General features: G+C 62.3%; 16 protein-coding genes. 5 read left to right on the plus strand and 11 right to left on the minus strand.

What is annotated here, in order from left to right; genetic code table 11:
- Nucleotides 1–30: 30 nt before the first annotated feature.
- From Q0367_RS04615 to Q0367_RS04660, 10 genes are all read right to left on the minus strand, one after another.
- Nucleotides 31–534, minus strand: a complete 504-nt coding sequence (locus Q0367_RS04615) for a heme-binding domain-containing protein (protein WP_297632319.1) — start codon at nucleotides 532–534, stop codon at nucleotides 31–33.
- Between the two features lie 42 nt (nucleotides 535–576).
- On the minus strand, nucleotides 577–1098 hold the full coding sequence (locus Q0367_RS04620; RefSeq protein WP_297632322.1) for an SCO family protein: 522 nt from the start codon (nucleotides 1096–1098) through the stop codon (nucleotides 577–579).
- A gap of 103 nt (nucleotides 1099–1201) precedes the next feature.
- A complete protein-coding gene (locus Q0367_RS04625) occupies nucleotides 1202–1864 on the minus strand; it encodes a thioredoxin family protein (RefSeq protein ID WP_297632325.1) in 663 nt (220 codons plus the stop codon).
- 42 nt (nucleotides 1865–1906) lie between these two features.
- A complete protein-coding gene (locus Q0367_RS04630) occupies nucleotides 1907–4087 on the minus strand; it encodes a phage holin family protein (protein ID WP_298981107.1) in 2181 nt (726 codons plus the stop codon).
- Nucleotides 4084–4581, minus strand: coding sequence for a DUF2118 domain-containing protein (locus Q0367_RS04635; RefSeq protein ID WP_297632331.1), 498 nt, complete (start codon nucleotides 4579–4581; stop codon nucleotides 4084–4086). The genes Q0367_RS04630 and Q0367_RS04635 overlap by 4 nt, the downstream gene beginning before the upstream one ends.
- Nucleotides 4575–6092, minus strand: a complete 1518-nt coding sequence (gene accC / locus Q0367_RS04640) for an acetyl-CoA carboxylase biotin carboxylase subunit (protein ID WP_297632334.1) — start codon at nucleotides 6090–6092, stop codon at nucleotides 4575–4577. Before accC ends, Q0367_RS04635 begins: the two co-directional genes overlap by 7 nt.
- 21 nt (nucleotides 6093–6113) lie before the next feature.
- On the minus strand, nucleotides 6114–6689 hold the full coding sequence (locus tag Q0367_RS04645; protein WP_297632337.1) for a hypothetical protein: 576 nt from the start codon (nucleotides 6687–6689) through the stop codon (nucleotides 6114–6116).
- Nucleotides 6690–6701: 12 nt separating this feature from the next.
- Entirely contained in the window at nucleotides 6702–8264 is a 1563-nt protein-coding gene (locus tag Q0367_RS04650; RefSeq protein ID WP_297632340.1) for an acyl-CoA carboxylase subunit beta, read from the minus strand.
- A 94-nt stretch (nucleotides 8265–8358) separates the two neighbouring features.
- Complete coding sequence (locus tag Q0367_RS04655; protein WP_297632343.1) at nucleotides 8359–9417, minus strand: zinc-binding dehydrogenase; 1059 nt, start codon at nucleotides 9415–9417, stop codon at nucleotides 8359–8361.
- Between the two features lie 3 nt (nucleotides 9418–9420).
- On the minus strand, nucleotides 9421–9819 hold the full coding sequence (locus Q0367_RS04660; protein ID WP_297632346.1) for a hypothetical protein: 399 nt from the start codon (nucleotides 9817–9819) through the stop codon (nucleotides 9421–9423).
- A 225-nt stretch (nucleotides 9820–10044) separates the two neighbouring features.
- Here Q0367_RS04660 and Q0367_RS04665 point away from each other — a divergent pair, with 225 nt between their 5' ends.
- From Q0367_RS04665 to Q0367_RS04685, 5 genes are read left to right on the plus strand one after another with little or no spacing between them, the layout of a single operon-like run.
- Complete coding sequence (locus Q0367_RS04665) at nucleotides 10045–10890, plus strand: biotin--[acetyl-CoA-carboxylase] ligase (protein WP_297632349.1); 846 nt, start codon at nucleotides 10045–10047, stop codon at nucleotides 10888–10890.
- 29 nt (nucleotides 10891–10919) lie between these two features.
- On the plus strand, nucleotides 10920–13211 hold the full coding sequence (locus tag Q0367_RS04670) for a hypothetical protein (RefSeq protein ID WP_298981108.1): 2292 nt from the start codon (nucleotides 10920–10922) through the stop codon (nucleotides 13209–13211).
- Nucleotides 13208–14785 carry a glycosyltransferase family 39 protein gene (locus Q0367_RS04675; protein WP_297632359.1) on the plus strand — a complete coding sequence of 526 codons (1578 nt, stop codon included), beginning with the start codon at nucleotides 13208–13210 and terminating at the stop codon, nucleotides 14783–14785. The genes Q0367_RS04670 and Q0367_RS04675 overlap by 4 nt, the downstream gene beginning before the upstream one ends.
- A complete protein-coding gene (locus Q0367_RS04680) occupies nucleotides 14782–15660 on the plus strand; it encodes a patatin-like phospholipase family protein (RefSeq protein ID WP_297632361.1) in 879 nt (292 codons plus the stop codon). Before Q0367_RS04675 ends, Q0367_RS04680 begins: the two co-directional genes overlap by 4 nt.
- A complete protein-coding gene (locus tag Q0367_RS04685) occupies nucleotides 15657–16577 on the plus strand; it encodes a carbohydrate kinase family protein (RefSeq protein ID WP_297632364.1) in 921 nt (306 codons plus the stop codon). Before Q0367_RS04680 ends, Q0367_RS04685 begins: the two co-directional genes overlap by 4 nt.
- Nucleotides 16578–16700: 123 nt before the next feature.
- On the opposite strand, the gene Q0367_RS04690 is transcribed toward Q0367_RS04685, so the two are convergent.
- Nucleotides 16701–17075, minus strand: a 375-nt coding sequence (locus Q0367_RS04690) for a transposase (protein ID WP_298981109.1), incomplete at its 5' end; no start/stop codon positions are given.

Below are 17075 nucleotides of genomic sequence, written 5' to 3' on the forward strand. Positions count from 1 at the left end.
CGCCTCCGCCAGGCGCCTGATTGCATCCCCTCAATCGTTATCCCCTTCACCTGTATGTTCGGTGCGCCGCTCCCCTTGGGTCTCGTTTCCAAAGGTGGCCGCTAAACCTTGCAGGAAGGTCTGCCGTTCTGCATCCGAGAGTCTCGCTGACGGGTGCAGGGGGAGGTAAATCGGAGGCGGCATTGAACCGTTCTGGACCACCTTCACCACCTCGTCGCTTTCGTTCTTGGCGCGCCCCCACTCAGAGACGTTGAGCTTGGCCCGTCCCTCATCGACATCGCGTTGGATCAGCCATGAGACCGGCGCAATGTTGCTGTACCACGGCCAGACCGTTTCATTGCTGTGACAGTCACCGCAGGACCGCATGAACAGCTCCCTTGTCTTAGGGCTGTCCCATCTCGGCTCGGCTATCACGGGAGGGTTTTGATGCGCCCGGCCGTAAGGGATCAATTGGATCAGAACACCGGACAAAATGATCAAGCCGACGACGGATAACAGAACGGTTTTAACGAAGGATGCACGGCGCTCAGGCATTGGAAGGCTCCGTGAATATAAATAAATGTCAAGTGAATCGAGTCATTGCCGCACCAGATAGGAGATGTCGGCGGCGATGTCGGCTTTGGGCGCGTCGTGGGCGAAAATCTCGCGCAGGTTGTTCTGTTTATCGATCACATAGACAAACGCCGTGTGATCCACCAGGTAGTCGGCTGCGCTTTGGGAGGCGACCGCCGTATTCTTTTCGGCGTATACGCCGTAGTCTTTTTTGACGCGCGTTAATTCGCCCTCAGGGATGTAAACGCCGTAAAAAGCTGGATTGAATGCGCCCACATAGGCGGCCAATCGCTCGGGCGTATCTCGCTCCGGGTCCACCGTGATAAAGATGAACGCCGTCTGTGCGCGCTCCTCCTCCTTAAGCATCTCGTAGACGCCTTTCATGTTGGCCAGCGTCAGTGGACAGACGTCTGGGCAAAAGGTGTACCCAAAGAACACCACCTTGACGCGGCCTTGCAAATCGGCGAGATCGAAAGGTGTGTTGTCCTGTTTGACGCCTTGAATCGGAGGCGCCGGAATCACCGGATTGTAGGGGGTGCCGCGCAATTTATATTCCTGTGCGCAAGCGCTGACGCCGAAGGACAAAATCAGCAGGATAGACCAGATAACCAGACGAAATTTGCAGGACTGACCTGAAGCGCCCGAAGCTCTAGACGAATTGCTCTTCATCACTTTCTTCACTCTGCACAATTGCAAGCAACGTGTCGCAAAATTCTTGCTGACAGGCGGTCGCCAGCGAACTATTATACCAGACGCGCATCTCGTAGGTGAGCGCCGTTGTCAGCGCCGCATATCGTCGTTGCGCGGCGGGGGTTTCATCGTCCGCCAGCGTCTCGTATTCAGGATAACGGCTCAGCCATTCGCTCAGGTTCCCTTCCGCCTGCGACGGTCGCGGCCCCCACTGCGCCTGCAGCTCCCATTCGTCGTCGAAGATCAGGAACTGCGGCAGCACCCATTCTTCGACGGCGTTCAGCGCGTCGACTCCTGGGAGCAGGGCGACCAGCGGCGTCAGGTCGCGGCTTTCGGAGAGCACGCGCAGCTGCAGGCGCGGGGAGGCGTCCACCATACGCGCCACGATGGGAAGCACGGCGACCGTGTCCGGGTCTTCGTCGGTCACCACTGCCAGAATGTTCAGCGGTACTTCATAGGCGTTCAACTTCAGTTGCAAGGAAGGCTCGAGACGGGTTTCCGCATAGCGCATCCGCAGCAGGCGATCGCGCTCTTCTTGCAGCTCGCAGTATTCCCGAAAGGTAAGACAACCTTCAAACGCCAGCAGCCTATCTTCTGGCAGCACCAATGTCGCATCGACCATCGTCCACCCTGCTTTCGAGACCGAATCAATGGCTTCACTATATCACAGCAGGCGCAAGCTTGACACGTTGCTGAAGTGGACGATCGCCGGAGCGGGCGAGATCACCGGCGCGCCTCTTCCTGGCTCTTCCGCCAACGCCTCTTGAGCAGCAAGCGCCTCGACTCGACGTTTGAGCAGACGATGCAACTGCTCTGCGCCGACGATCGTCTCGTTATGAAGCCCCCAGTCCACCGGTGCAAGCAAAAAGGGGCGGTTCTGGTCGCCGCCGAGTCCGCCGTGATAGCCGATCAGCTCCTCGAAGGCGCACCCTTCATCGGCGATGGGATCGTAGAAGCTGTTGATCAGCAGATCCGGTGCGTTGTCGTACAGGTCGACGCGCCGCAGCAGCATGGGTGCATTCGAGGAAAAATTGGCAAGCGGATTCTCCCCCTCGACGCGGTCGTGCGCCAGATAATAGACGCCTTGGGCGCCGAGCGCCAATGGGCCGTGCTGCTCGGAGCGCACAAGCAGAAAGCCGACGCCCGGATGTTGCACAAGGCCCTCGATCAAACCGGGGAAGCGAGCTTCCATCTCTTCCAGGGTCAGCCTGTGACGCCAACCGGTGAAATAGACCAGCCCCAGATTGCCGGACGCCAACACGATCGCCTGAGCGTCCTTCGCAGCGACGCGGTGCCCCTTGCGTTCTTCCCGCAACCTTTCAAATTCCGGCCCGACCGTGACCTGACCGTCTTCAATGCGTTTGCGCGTGGCGGTGCGCACAAGGCGTCCCAGCACAGTCGGCTCCTCCTGTTGCGCCACGTCGCTGACGAGGGCGGCGACGTGGCCCCAGTCCTCGTGGGTCTGCAGCCGTTCATGGATGCGAAGCTCTTCGGGCAGCAGGCGCTCGATCAGCTCCTTCAGGGTCAGGCCGTATCGTTGCTTGAAGGTTGCGCCTTGCGTCTGCCCATGGTCGGAAAGCACAACGATCTGATAGGGGCGATCGCCCTCGGCGATGGCGCGCTCGATGCGGGCGAACGCCCGGTCCAGCTGGCGAAGCACCCGCAACGCGTCGCGATCCGCCACGCCTGCGTGGTGGGCGACTTCATCGTATGCGGCGAAGGTAGCGTAGATCACGTCGGCCTCGCCCCACAAGACGTCCGAAATCAAGGTGTCGACCGTGATGTCGCGCAGGAGCACAGTCGAGGCGGCGCGCAGCAGCGGATAGAGGCCGCGTCGGCGCTCCGGCAGGCGCGGCTGCACATCTTCGCGCAGTTGGCGCCGGCGTCCGCGCACCTCGCGCACCATATCGACGCCCATCAGCGTGAGCGTGCGCACGAAGTTGTAAGGGTTGGAAAAAAAGGCAAAGTAGGAGGAGGCAAAAAGCCCCCGGACATCCATCGCCAGGCTGTAGGTGAGCACGGCGTCCTCGGCGTCGCCGCTGAAGAGATTGGCGCGGCTGCGCCCATGGCGATGCAGCAGGCCACAGCCGTCGGAAATGCGCCGCTCGATGGCGTTGGCGTCGCGCGGACGGTTGGCGGTGATGATGCGCGCGCCCTCGCTTTTTTCCACCCAACGGAAGGCCGGAATGTTGAAGTTGTTGCCGTGCAGAATGCCGGCCTGCGCTGCGCCGGTCTGGCTGGAAAGATCGGTCTCCCAGGCAATCAGCCGATGGCTGCCGTTCGCCAGCATGCGCTCCAACGTCGGCATGTATCCGCCGGCGATGGCCCGTCGCAGCACAGGCTCGGACAGGCCGTCGATTTCCAGAAAAAGGACGCCCGGCGTCTGCCTCGGCGGGCGACGCAAGGGCATGCGCCGCATCGTGCGCTGCAAGACCGCCCGATAGAACGAGGCGTCTTCGTCGATCGTGAGCAGCGAAGAAGCGCTGACGTTCATCAGCGCCACGATCAGGGCGGTCAGGAACGCATGGAAGTAGTTGTCAAAGTGAACGCCCTCCACCAGTTGGCTGCCGAGCCAAAAGGTCAGCCCATTGAGCGCCAGGCTGAGGAAGCCGAAGCTCAACACCAGAAAAGGGAGCGTCAGCCGCGCCAGCAAAGGCCACAGCAGCGCATTGGCGAAGCCGACGAAAACCACAAAGTGCAACGCCGACCAGAAATCCGCCAGATGCACGCCTTCCAACGAAGATGCGACGGCGACGATGGTTAAGAGCTCGATGCTTCCGATCAATATCGTGCGCCCGAACCAGCGCACGATGGCCGGTTGTTCCCGATACGCCGAGGCGTTCATTCCAGAACAATCAACACAGCGTTCTGTTCAACCCGTTGTCCTGGGGAGACCAAAATCGCCTTCACCACGCCGGAGCGCATCGAGCGGATTTCGTTCTCCATCTTCATGGCTTCCAGAATCACGAGCGGCTGTCCTTCCTCGATCGCATCGCCAGGGTTGACCAGCGTTTTGATGACCAGGCCGGGGATCGGCGCCGTGATCGCAAGCTCGCCTTCGGGCAGCGTAGGCAATTTGCGCGCCTGGCTGAGTCGACGGCTGCGCTCATCCTGCACCTGCACCTGAAACTGATGGCTGCGGATCGAGACGGTGTAGTTGAAGCGATCCGATGTGACGAGCATTTCGTAGCTTTTGCCGCCGAAGAGAACGCTGTACAACTCCGGCAGACCGCTGCGCACGATGTCGACGTCGACCGGCTCGCCGTCGAGCAACACCCGGCCGTCCGCAATCTCCACTTCGTATTCGTTGTTGCCGATGCGTGCGTAGTATTTCACCATCGCCCCCTTTGTGCGCGCATGCGTCCCGCCAGCTTCCAGTGATTGGCGCCATTTCCGTCAACGAGCGGCTGCCGCATCGAAGCGACGGCCTGCCGTCCTTTTTCATGCTCGATCATGGCGGCCACGACCGCCGCCAACCGTTCATGCTCGACCGGAACCGGCGCGCGCGCGCCGATGCGTCTTCGACTCAGAAAGCCGGTGTCAAAGGTGCCCCAGATGAACTCGGTGCTGTCCATGATCTCCTGATGGAAAGGGATCGAGGTCTTGATGCCTGCGATGCGGTATTCGTTTAACGCTCGACGCATACGCAAAATGGCTTCTGCGCGATTCTCGCCGTAGACGATGAGCTTGGCGACCATCGGGTCATAGTACAGCGTGACTTCGCATCCCTCGTAGAGGCTGCTTTCGACGCGCACGCCGGGGCCGGTCGGTTCTTTGAGATAGGTGACGACGCCGGTGCTGGGCATGAAGTTGTTGAAGGGGTCCTCCGCCGTGATGCGACACTCGATCGCCCAGCCCTTGGGCTGGATGTCTTCCTGGCGGTAACGCAGCTTGCGGCCGGCGGCGATGGCGATCTGTTCCTTGACGATGTCGATGCCTGTGACCAGCTCGGTGACCGGATGCTCCACCTGCAGCCGCGTGTTCATCTCCAAGAAGTAATATTTGTTGTCTTTGGCGTCGAAAAGAAACTCAATCGTGCCGGCGTTGACGTAGTTGACCGATTCGGCGGCGGCGATCGCCACTTTGCCCATCTCGGCGCGCAGCTTTTCGTCGATCGCCACGCTGGGCGACTCCTCGATCAGCTTCTGATGGCGACGTTGGATGCTGCATTCACGCTCGCCCAGGCTGATCGTGTTGCCGTGGCTGTCGGCCAGAATCTGGATTTCGATATGACGGGCGTTGGTGATCAGCTTCTCGAGATAGACTTCATCGTTGCCAAACGCCGCCATCGCCTCGCGTCGCGCCGCGCCGATCGCATCCGGCAGTGCGCCGACGTCGTACACGGCGCGCATGCCTTTGCCGCCGCCGCCGGCGGCCGCCTTGATCATGATGGGGAAGCCGATCTCCTTGGCAGCCGCAATCAGGTCTTCGTCGTGGAGACCTCTCTCCGTGCCGGGCACAAGGGGAACCCCTCGCCTGCGCACGCTCTCGCGCGCCGTGATTTTGTCGCCCATCGCCTCGATCGCCTCCGGGCTGGGGCCGATGAAGGTGATGCCGGCGTCGCGACAGGCGGCGGCGAACTCGGCGCGCTCGGAGAGAAAGCCATAGCCCGGGTGAATGGCGTCGGCGCCTGCTTTGCGGGCGACGTCGATGATCTTGTCGATGCGAAGATAGCTGTCTCGGCTCGGCGCAGGGCCGATGCAATAGGCTTCGTCGGCGTAGCGCACATGCAGCGCCGTGCGATCCGCCTCGGAGAAGATGGCGACGGTGGCGATGCCGCGCTCCTCACAGGCGCGCAACACGCGCACGGCGATCTCGCCTCGATTCGCTACAAGCACTTTTCTGAACATAGGCGTATTCTCGTTGTTCTCTCAAATTCCTCGACGATGGACGCGTGCTGTCACAACGATGCGGTCGTAATGAAAGGGCAACGGCGCCAGCTCGGCGCTCTCATGCCATTGGCCGAAGAGGGGGTCTCCCGGCCGCAAAATGAGCCTCCGAAAACGCCAGATGGTCACATCGGTCGTCTGCCCGACGCCGCCCCTGAAATCGTCCTCGACGACGCCCACCACTCGACCGACGCCGGCGAGGTGGCGCGTCTCCCATGCACCGTAGGGGAGGCGACCGTCAGCCTGAGGGGCGCAGGTCACGCGCAGAGGCGCGACGCCGCAGTCGATGGTCAGCACGCCGGTCTGTTCATCCTCTTCCGTCAACAGCTCCGCTTCGATGATCTGACCGGAGAAGGCGAACCATGCCGGGCCAACGTTGACGAAGCGCGGCGGCAACGGCTCTTTTTGCACCGTATACCAGCCCTCGGCGGAGACGTCCGGCAGCAGCACGCCGGCGTCGAGCACGACGCTCAACGGCTGTCCCTGGCGCAGGCCGGGAAAGCCTATCCGCTCGTATTGGCTTGCAGTCAGCTCAAACTCAATCTCCGGCAGCGGCATAGAGCGCCCACCTCAAAGCGGAATGTTGCCGTGTTTCTTGGGCGGCAGGCTGTCGCGTTTGTTCTGGAGCATCTCCAACGCGTTGATCAGATGCGGACGCGTCTCGCGCGGCTCGATGACGTTGTCGATGAAGCCGGCCGCCGCCGCCACGTAGGGATTGGCGAAACGCCGGCGGTAATCCTCGACCAGTTCCGCCTTGCGCGCCGCCGGGTCCTCCGCCTCGGCGATTTCACGGCGGAAGATCACGTTGACTGCGCCTTCTGGCCCCATCACGGCGATTTCGGCGCTTGGCCACGCCAGCACGAGGTCGGCGCCGATGTGGCGAGGGTTCATCACGCAGTAGGCGCCGCCGTAGGCTTTGCGCACGATCACGGTGAGCTTGGGCACCGTCGCCTCGCAGAAGGCGTAGAGCAGCTTGGCGCCCTGGCGGATGATGCCGCCGTGCTCCTGATTGACGCCGGGCATGAAGCCGGGAACGTCCTCCAGCACGATCAAAGGCACGTTGAAGGCGTCGCAGAAACGCACAAAGCGCGCGCCTTTCTGGCTCGCCTCCACGTCCAGCACGCCCGCGAGCACGGTGGGCTGCTGCGCAACGACGCCGACCGGCCTTCCTCCCAGGCGGGCAAAACCGACGATGATGTTCTGCGCCCAGTGTTCATGCACCTCGAGGAACTGTCCGTTGTCCACGATGTGCCGAATCACTTCCTTCATGTCGTAGGGTTTGTTGGGATTGTCGGGGATAATCGTGTCCAGCTCCGGCGCTTCGCGCAAAGGATCGTCGGTCGGCGGCTGATAGGGCGGGTCCTGCATGTTGTTGCTGGGGAGATAGTCGATCAGGTGTTGGACGAGGAAAAGCGCATCCTCCTCGTTTTCCGCCGCAAAATGAGCGACGCCCGACTTGCTGGCGTGGACGACTGCGCCTCCTAGCTCCTCGAAGGTGACATCCTCGTGCGTCACGGCCTTGATCACATCCGGCCCGGTCACAAACATGTGGCTGGTCTCTTTGACCATAATGATAAAGTCGGTGATGGCCGGGCTGTAGACGGCGCCGCCGGCGCACGGCCCCATGATGACGCTGATCTGGGGAATGACGCCGGAGGCCATGACGTTGCGATAGAAGATTTCGGCGTAGCCGGCCAGGCTGTGCACGCCCTCTTGAATGCGAGCGCCGCCGGAGTCGTTCAGGCCGATGAGCGGCGCGCCGTTTTTCATGGCCATGTCCATCACTTTGCAGATCTTCTGCGCGTGGGCGCGGCTGACGCTGCCGCCGAAAACCGTGAAATCCTGAGAATAGACGAAGACCAAACGGCCGTTGATAGTGCCGTAGCCGGTCACGACGCCGTCGCCCGGAATCTTCTGTCCGTCCAGCCCGAACTCGGTGGTGTTGTGGGTGACGAAGACGTCCAGCTCGCGGAAGGTGCCTTTGTCGAGCAGCAACTGTAGCCGCTCGCGGGCCGTCATGCGGCCGCGGGCGTGTTGACGGGCGATCTTCTCCTCGCCGCCGCCCAGATAGGCTGCGGCTTTGCGCTCGCGCAATTCTTGAATTCGTGGGTCTACCAATGCGTCTTTCACCATGTGCCTACCTTTGTCCTCCAAAGATGTGTTAAGCCCTCAGACGGGATGGCTTGATTTTCGTGTAAAACAGATGCTGGCCCTCCGATGCGCGACGTTACGCATTCGTCGGCGCTGGGTTCACCTCGATTACAATCTTACCAAACATCTCCCCATTGATAAGACGTTCCATCGCCTGTTGAAATCGTTCGATCGGAAATACGCTGTCGATGATCGGACGGAGCTTTCCCTGGAACACCAGCGGCATGACCGTCAGGTAATCCTCTTGCGTTCCCATCGTGCTGCCAATGATGCTGAGATGCCGGGCAAAGATCAGATTAACCGGCGTTTCGGCCTGGTAGCCGCTGGTGCCGCCGACGGTCACCAGCCGCCCGCCCGGGCGAAGGGAGCGCAGACTTTCGACCCAGGTGGCCTGCCCCACGTTGTCCACCACCATGTCGACGCCTGCGCGATCGGTGGCCTCATGGATCGCTCTTGACCAGGATGGCGTCTCGCTGCGGTCGATCGTCCAGTCGGCGCCGAGCGAGCGGGCGCGCGCGGCCTTGTCTGCGTTGCCGGCAATCACATAGACAGACGCGCCTGCAAGTTTGGCGATTTGGATCGAGGCCGTGTTGACGCCGCCGCCGGCGCCCACCACCAGCACCCGCTCTCCCGCTCGCAGCCGACCGGCTGTGATCAGATTATGCCACGCCGTAACATAGACCAGCGAAGCCGCCGCCGCCAGACGCATATCAAACCCCTCCGGCACCGCAATCAAGTTCCGCGCCGGCAGCGCCACGTAGTCCGCGCAGGCGCCGCGGATGTGTTCGCCGAGCAAATGGGCACTGCGACAATGATTCTGACGACCGGCAAGACAGGCGCGGCAGCGGCCACACCACACCAGCGGATTCGCCGTCACCCGCTGGCCGACTCGCCACTCGTGCACCTGATCGCCGACGGCGACGATTTCACCGCTGAAATCGCTGCAGGGGATGTGCGGCCATTGCAGGTTCAACCCTTTCCATCCGATCCGCACAAAATTGTCGAGCCGATTCAACGCGGCGTAGTGCACCTTCACTACCACGCCGTCAGGCGCAAGTTCTGGCTCCGGAACAGCGTCGCTGAGGCGATACACGGTTGGCGATGGATCATGACGCTCGAAGATGATTGCTCGCATAGGTCACCGGGCGCTAAAGAGTACAATCAAGGTCGCCACCAAAGCGCCAACCAGCATGCAAAAGCCCAAAAACGCCGCCGAAATTACGATCAAGGCGCAGCTCATTGCGATATTGGCCGTCGCTGCCCTGTCGCCGGTCAGCGCCGTCAGTCCGGCGCCCGTCGCCCCTAATCCGGCGCTTGCACAGAGAACGGCGACAAAAACGCTGGCCGGAAGGTCCCATTGAAGAACAATATATGTAATATAGAGACCGATCACGCCTCCTGCCACGCCAGCAGCCGCACTGATAAAAATGATCGGCAGAGATGGACCCGAGTCGTCGAATCCCTCTAGGATGTCCTCGTACGGGAAATCTGCGTCCGTGTCATCTGGGGAAGCGCGAACAGAAAATTGTCGAAACAAAATGGCTCCTGCACGCCTTCGTTGCCAGATCGGCCCTCCGCTTTGAGCCGTTGACAACGCCATTGTACCTGATTGAACAATCTCCACCAAAGCAACACCGATGCTAAGATAAATAACCGTTTGACGCCGCGACGCTCGTCATGTAATCTGTGACTTGATAAGGGTTTTTATACTCGATCCATTTCAGGACTCAAAGAGCAAAAATCGCAAAAAACGCCTGGAACTATGAACGCTTCAACCAATCATCATCCCATCCTGAATATAACTCGCATCGCCGTAGCGCTCAAAGACGCCGTCATCGGCCACACCATCGACTATCACGCCAGCGTCCCCAGCACGATGCAGATCGCTCATCGTCTGGCGGTGGAGCCTTCCACCCGCTCCGGAACGCTGGTTGTGGCGGAAGAGCAGACGGCAGGCATCGGAAGGATGCAGCGCCGTTGGGAGGCGCCGATGGCGCAGGCGCTGCTCGTCAGTCTTATCTTAAAAAGCGATCATCTGCCCACGAATCTGGCGCAGCTGCCGATGATGGCCGGCGTTGCGACGGTGCGCGCCATCGCCGCCGAACTTCCGGAGCTCACCGATCAGCTGGGTCTGAAATGGCCCAACGACATTATGCTCGGTGAAGATCTCGCCCATGCCCAAAAAGTGGGCGGCGTCCTGATCGAAACCTCGTATGTGCGCGAGCAGGCGCAGTATGCGATCATCGGGATCGGCGTCAACGTCAATCAGTCGTCAGACGCACTGCCGAAGGTTCCGCCGGAGGCGCCTCCGCCCACCAGCCTGCGCCTGGCAATCGGTCGCATGGTCGACCGGACGTCCTTGCTGATCGCCCTCTGCCGCGCCTGGGAAGATTTAATTGCGACCTCGACGCATGACGTCTATCAAGAATGGCGCAACCTGCTTTTGACGCTGGGGCAGCCTGTGACCGTCCTCTTTCACAAGGATGGGCATCGTCAGCTGCACGGCGTCGCCGTCGATGTGACGGCGGACGGGGCGCTCGTGGTCGTCGATGAAGGAGGACGTTCTCATCTCCTGGACGCAGGAGATGTAACGACGCGTTTGCCGTGAAAGCCCATTCTTCTCCACCGTTTCCATTGATGCGCATCAGGCGTGCGCTGGCTGCGCTGGCGCCGGCGCTTCTGTTGCTGTCGGCGGGTTTCTGGCTGATTGCAGGCGAGTCGCGCCGCGCCGTCCTCGCCCAGGAGGTCGGCGCGCTGGACAATGTCATCCTGAGGAAGACGGTGGTTTTCGCCGCCCCCGGCCTCGACCCAGAGGCGGCGTGCCAAGCCAGCGCAGAGACGACGATCGCCGTCGTCGCCGGCGCGCCTGTGCACTATTGCTATGCGATCACCAACAACAGCGGGGGGCCGATCACGCTGTTGAGCCTGCTCGACGACAACGGCGCCACGGTGGTCGACTGGACGCCCGGTCCGGTGTTGCAGGACGGCCAGACCCTGACGCCAAGCCTGACCAATGGCCTGATCCGCACCGTCTCCGTCATGACCAACACCGTCTCTCAGGCGCTGTGGACCGTCGAAAAAGACGGACGCGCCTATCAGGTTGCGTCGCAGCCGACCACGATCCACATCGTCGATCCGCGCATCAGCGCAACGCTCACCGTCGGCGCGCCTTCGACGACGTGCAGCACGACGACGAGCTATAACGCGTCGCTCGTCAATAACGCGTATGGTCAGGCGGCGTATTGCCTCACCATCCGCAATCAGGGCGACATCTCCTTCACACAACATCTCGTCAGCATACCGGCTCTCGGCATCATCGAAGCGCCGTTGACGCCCGCCTCGCCGACGCCACCCAATCAGACGCTCGTGATCACCTACGCCAGCCCGCTGGCGAGCTGGAGCCACCAACTGTCGCAAACGGTTGACGTTGCGTCGCTCACCGTCAGGGCGTTTGTGACCTCCACTGCGCCCAACGGAATCTCAGCAACTGGCTCCGCCGTCGTCACCGTCAACGGCCCCGCCGCCTCCATTCAGGTCAAACGCAATGTGATGGACCGACCCGATCGGTGCGAGGATGATTCGACCACCAGCGGCCCGCCGGGCAAGGTCGTCTACTATTGCATCGTGATCCGAAACACGAGCGCGCTCACCGAGTCGCTCCAACTGGTTCCTCTCACGGTGCACGAGCTTGTGGACGGCGCCACCGGCGGCCGCGTCACCATTACGGACGCGCCTGTCTACGGCGGTGGACGCATCACGATCACCAACCAGTTTCTGGCCGAGCGCGGCTTGCCGCAGATTCTAGGGCCGGTGCAATATCGGCAGCCGGGAGCCTTCTCCACCAACGTGTCGGTCACATCGAGCAATCCGGAGCGCGGCTTCCGCGCCACGGCGACCAGCAACAACACCGTCGTGACCATTCCCACGCCGCGTCCTCCGACGCCGACGTCAACCTCCACGCCCCTGCCCACCTGGACGCCGCTGCCAACCTGGACGCCCGTTCCCATTCCCCCCACCTGGACGCCCGCGCCGACATGGACGCCCATTCCCACCTGGACGCCGACGCCGACGGTTCTTTTCTTTTCGACGCCGGGAGGAGCGCCGCCCACGCCCTATCCGCCGATCGGGATCGGAGGGCTGGCGACGCCGACTCCCGATTTTTCTGCGCCTCCTGGGTTCCTGGATCCGTTTGCGCAGACGGCTACGGCGCAGGCGCTCTTCGGCTTCCCGCCCGTCGACCCCTTTGCCCAGACGGCTACGGCGCAGGCGCTCTTCGGCTTCCCGCCCGCCGATCCCTTTGCGCAGACGGCAACGGCGCAGGCGCTCTTCGGCTTCCCGCCCGCCGATCCCTTTGCGCAGACGGCAACGGCGCAGGCGCTCTTCGGCTTCCCGCCCGCCGATCCCTTTGCGCAGACGGCAACGGCGCAGGCGCTCTTCGGCTTCCCGCCCGCCGATCCCTTTGCGCAGACGGCAACGGCGCAGGCGCTCTTCGGCTTTGAATCGCCGCTGACGACGCCGCAGCCTCCCCTCGACCAGGCGGTGCCCCCCCCGCCGCCCCAAACCGTGATCACGGTCACGGCGACGCCGGAGCCGACCTTCACGATCGACCCCGCGTTGCGGCCGATTCAGCCGCCGACGCCCCCTCCGGGCGAAGCCGCCGGGCTTTTCCGCGCCATTCTCACCGGAACCGTCTTCGCCTTTGCGCTCTTAGGCGTGTTCGGCGGCGTTGCGCTCTTTCTGCTTTTGGCCGGCGTCCTGGCCGGGATCAGCGTCGGCAATCCAGGGCCGCCCAGGTATCGGCTCTCCAGGCGCACTCCTTCAGAGGAAGAGACGCTGCGTTCTTCCCCCGCCTCACCTGGAATTTCCGCGTCCACGCCCTCCTCAAAGGCGCAGGACGATGATGAGGATTGGCCTGCTTCGCTCCCATGAGTAAATCGCAACGACGAATTTTTCTGCTGGCGTTGACCCTGTTTGCTTTCGCCTGGCGAGTCGTCCGGCTCGATTTTCAGAGTCTCTGGCGCGATGAGGTGGACGCTATCTACTTTGCGGTGCGTCCTCTTCAGGAGACGTTGAGCATGTTTGTGCAGGCTGCGCAGAACGGCCCCCTCTATTTTATTGCACTCCGCCCCTGGTTTGCGATGGTGGGCGCTTCGGAGTTTGCACTGCGCTTTCCATCGGCCATGGCGGGGACGCTGAGCGTGCTTTTCGTCTGGCATGTGGGCCGGCGCCTCCTCCCGCAGGCGTCGCCGGAACAGGCGTCCACGCCTGCGCCCTGGTTGAGCGTCGCCGCCGTCGGCGCCTTGCTTTTCGCATTCAACCCCTATCAGGTTTGGTACGGGCAGGAGGGCAAGATGTACGCCACGGTCACGCTGCTGGCGTTGCTCTCTAGCTGGCTCTGGCTGCGAGGGATTGAAGAAGGAGGCTGGCGCTATTGGCTAGGCTATCTGGCTGCGGTCAGCGCGGCGATGTATGTGCACCTGCTGATGGTGTTGCTGATTCCGCTCCATCTGACCTGGTTTGCCATTGCCTGGCCGCTCGCCCGCCGGCGGTGGCGCGGCTATGGGCTGGCGCTGGCCGGGTTGACGCTGCCCTATTTGCCGATGGTCTGGTGGCACTGGATGATGCTGACTTCGCCGGAGAAGCTCTCCGGTTTCAACTTTACGCCGTTGGATGCGGTTCTGCGTTCGCTTGCCCTCAGCCACGCTCGGGGCTTCATCACCACGACGCCGCTCTTCTGGCTGGCGCCCGTCTATTTCTTGCTGGGCGCCGGCGCACTGTTCGGCGCGACCGCCATCGGCGAGCGTTTCTCTGCGCGCAGCCCCTCCCTTTCGCCGCTACGGCGAGCGCTTCTCCTGCTGAGCTGGCTGCTTGCACCTATCGCATTCATCTATCTGATCAGCTTGCGCCAGCCCGTCTTCACCGAGCGCTATGTGATCTGGATCGGACCGGCGGCGATGCTCTGCATGGCGCTCGGCCTGCGCGTGCTGATGAACAACAGCGGACGGCTGGCGCTTCCTCTTGCGGCGATCTTTCTCATCTATGTGCTCGGATTGTGGGGCCATCTGGGCTGGCAACAAAAGACTCTGGTGATCAAATTCGACCTGCGCGGCGCTATTCAATATGTCTACGCGCACCGCAGCCCGGATGACCTGCTCATCCTGCAGATCCCCCATCAGGAGTGGGCCTATCGTTACTACACCAGCGACTTCGATTCTGATCCTTTTGCAGGCGGAGACGAACGGCTCGGCCGTTGGGGGCGCGGGCCGTACACGAACTGGGGCCGCCCGGACGACATCGAATGGGCGGAGGTCGATCGGTACATGCGCAGCATGACCGCCGGTTCGGATGAAATTTGGGTCTTGCTCAGCGAAGCGTCGATGTGGGACAATCGACGTCTGATGGATCGCTGGTTGCAGGCTCACGCCACCCTTGAGGAGCAGCGAGCTTTTCCAGGGGTGACTGTGCAGCGCTATCGTTTGAATCAAACGCAGGGGAAGCCATGACCGCGTACAGAGAAATGTCGGTGCGGGCGAATCTGGTCTGGGACGAACCTCCTCGCCCACAAAGGCTTGGGCTGGTGCTGGGAGGCGGTGCAGCGCGGGGGATTGCCCACGTCGGGGCTTTGCTGGCGCTGGAAGAACACGGCATCTATCCACACGTGATCACGGGCACGAGCGTCGGTTCGCTGGTCGGTGGACTCTACGCCGCCGGCGTTTCCGCTCGTCGGCTGGAGGCGTTGGTTCCAACTATTTCATGGCTCGATCTGGCGAGCCTGAGGCTGCCCAAGCTCAGCTTGCGCAACCTGGCGCGGACCTTGCCGCTCGGACTTTTCGACCTCGACAAGATGATCCCGTGGATCGATTCCATCATCGGCGAAAGCGTGCTGATTGAGCAGCTCAACATCCCTTTCGCCGCCGTCAGCACCGACCTGCTCACAGGGGAAGCGGTGGTGATGAACCGCGGACCTCTGGCGCCCGCCATCCGCGCCAGCTGTGCGGTGCCGGGTGTGTTCACGCCCTATCGTCGCAACGGGCGCCTGTTGGCCGACGGCGTGGTGGCGAACAACCTGCCGGTCAGCGTCGCCCGCGAGCTTGGCGCAGACTATGTGATCGCCATCGATCTCTTGCCGCCGCCGCACGCCGGATCGATGGTGCAGCGCGAAGAGCCGCGCAACCTTGCCGAACTTGCGATGAACGCGCTCTTTTTGTTGGCGCGCGCCACTCAGTTTGAGCAACAGTACGCCGATATTGTGGTTGCGCCGGCGGTGGCCCACATCAACCTGACGGATCTCTCCTCCGCCGAACAACAGCTCGCCCTCGGACGGATGGCCATGGAAGAGTGGATTCCCAAAATAAAAGAGGACCTGGCGCTAAAATGAGCAAAGCAACGCCGCCGCCAACGCACTACGACGTGGATGTGCTCTGCGTTGGATTGGCCTGTTATGACCTGATCTTCACCGTCGATCACCATCCTGGCCCGAACGAAAAGGCGCGCGCCAGCGCGTTCATGGGGTGCGGGGGCGGCACCGCCGCCAACGCCGCCGTCGCCGCCGCGCAACTGGGCGCCTCCACCGCCTTTATCGGCTATCTGGGAACCGACATCTACGGCGATCAACATCTGGCGGAACTGAACGATGCAGGCGTCGACACGCGGCTGGTGGTGCGCGGCGAAGAGGCGACCTCGCTTTCGGCCATTTTCGTCAAGCCTGACGGCGCGCGCTCGATTGTCAACTACCGCGAGGCGATCGTCACCCGGCTGACGCCGGCGCATGCTCCCTTTGCGCAGATGCGCCCGAAGGCCATCCTGTTCGACGGTCATCAGCCTGCACTTGCCGTCGCCATGGCGAAATGGGCGCGCGACCGTAACATTCCCACCGTCCTCGACGCCGACACCGTGAACGAGGGTCACGATGAACTGGTGCGGCTGTGCACAATCCTCGCAGCGTCGGAGCGCTTTTCACAGGAATTCACCGGCGCCGACTCGCCGCAGGCGGGCATGGCGATGTTGGCGCGGCTGGCGCCGGCGGTGGTCGTGACGCTCGGTGAGCGCGGCCTCATCTGGCAGCGCGGGGCGCAGACGGGCGCGCTCCCGGCGTTTCCGGTCAAGGTCGTCGACACCACAGGCGCAGGCGACGCCTTCCACGGCGCTCTGGCCGCGGGCGTCGCCCAGGGCATGGAGTGGGAGGAGCTGCTGCGTTTCGCCAGCGCCGCTGGCGCACTGTGCTGCACCCGACGCGGGGCCCGGCCGGGGTTGCCCTCGCTCGAGGAGGTCAGGGCGTTGCTGCAACGAGCGTAAGACTAAGCGACGCGCTTCATTTCGATAAAAATCAGGAAAAGGCCCTCACCCCCGGCCCCTCTCCCAATCCTGGGAGAGGGGTGAAACACGTAGGTTCTCTCGTGAAAGTCAAGAGAGCAAGATTCAAGGAACAGGTTTGAGAGCGGTCTGGAAAGGTTGAGCGGAGCGAAAGACCGCCCATGCCCACACCAGAATCTTGCGAGCCGCTGCGACAAGAGCCACCTTTTTGGGTTTGTGACGAGCGATGAGAGAACGATAGAAGTGACCAAGGGGGTTGTGGCCTGAGACGCCGCCGAAGGCGGCCATGTAAAGCAAAGTGCGCATCGACTTATCTCCTTTTTTGGAAATAGAGGGAGGGCGATACACCGAAGAGATGCTGCGATGGGGGACAGGGTCGAGGCCGAGAAAGGCGACGAATTGTTTGGCGGTTCCCTGCGCAGCGGTGAGGGCGTAGAAGCGATAAAGCAGCACCAGCAGCCGCAAAACGCTGCGTGCGCC

Source organism: uncultured Caldilinea sp. (genome assembly GCF_937128415.1).
Lineage (GTDB): Bacteria > Chloroflexota > Anaerolineae > Caldilineales > Caldilineaceae > Caldilinea.

Coding starts and splice junctions, on each gene's coding strand:
- Q0367_RS04615 (WP_297632319.1), bottom strand. CDS start 534: ATGCCTGAGCGCCGTGCATCCTTCGTTAAAACCGTTCTGTTATCCGTC.
- accC (WP_297632334.1), bottom strand. CDS start 6,092: ATGTTCAGAAAAGTGCTTGTAGCGAATCGAGGCGAGATCGCCGTGCGC.
- Q0367_RS04680 (WP_297632361.1), top strand. CDS start 14,782: ATGACCGCGTACAGAGAAATGTCGGTGCGGGCGAATCTGGTCTGGGAC.
- Q0367_RS04655 (WP_297632343.1), bottom strand. CDS start 9,417: ATGCGAGCAATCATCTTCGAGCGTCATGATCCATCGCCAACCGTGTAT.
- Q0367_RS04645 (WP_297632337.1), bottom strand. CDS start 6,689: ATGCCGCTGCCGGAGATTGAGTTTGAGCTGACTGCAAGCCAATACGAG.
- Q0367_RS04665 (WP_297632349.1), top strand. CDS start 10,045: ATGAACGCTTCAACCAATCATCATCCCATCCTGAATATAACTCGCATC.
- Q0367_RS04635 (WP_297632331.1), bottom strand. CDS start 4,581: ATGGTGAAATACTACGCACGCATCGGCAACAACGAATACGAAGTGGAG.
- Q0367_RS04675 (WP_297632359.1), top strand. CDS start 13,208: ATGAGTAAATCGCAACGACGAATTTTTCTGCTGGCGTTGACCCTGTTT.
- Q0367_RS04670 (WP_298981108.1), top strand. CDS start 10,920: ATGCGCATCAGGCGTGCGCTGGCTGCGCTGGCGCCGGCGCTTCTGTTG.
- Q0367_RS04625 (WP_297632325.1), bottom strand. CDS start 1,864: ATGGTCGATGCGACATTGGTGCTGCCAGAAGATAGGCTGCTGGCGTTT.
- Q0367_RS04685 (WP_297632364.1), top strand. CDS start 15,657: ATGAGCAAAGCAACGCCGCCGCCAACGCACTACGACGTGGATGTGCTC.
- Q0367_RS04630 (WP_298981107.1), bottom strand. CDS start 4,087: ATGAACGCCTCGGCGTATCGGGAACAACCGGCCATCGTGCGCTGGTTC.
- Q0367_RS04650 (WP_297632340.1), bottom strand. CDS start 8,264: ATGGTGAAAGACGCATTGGTAGACCCACGAATTCAAGAATTGCGCGAG.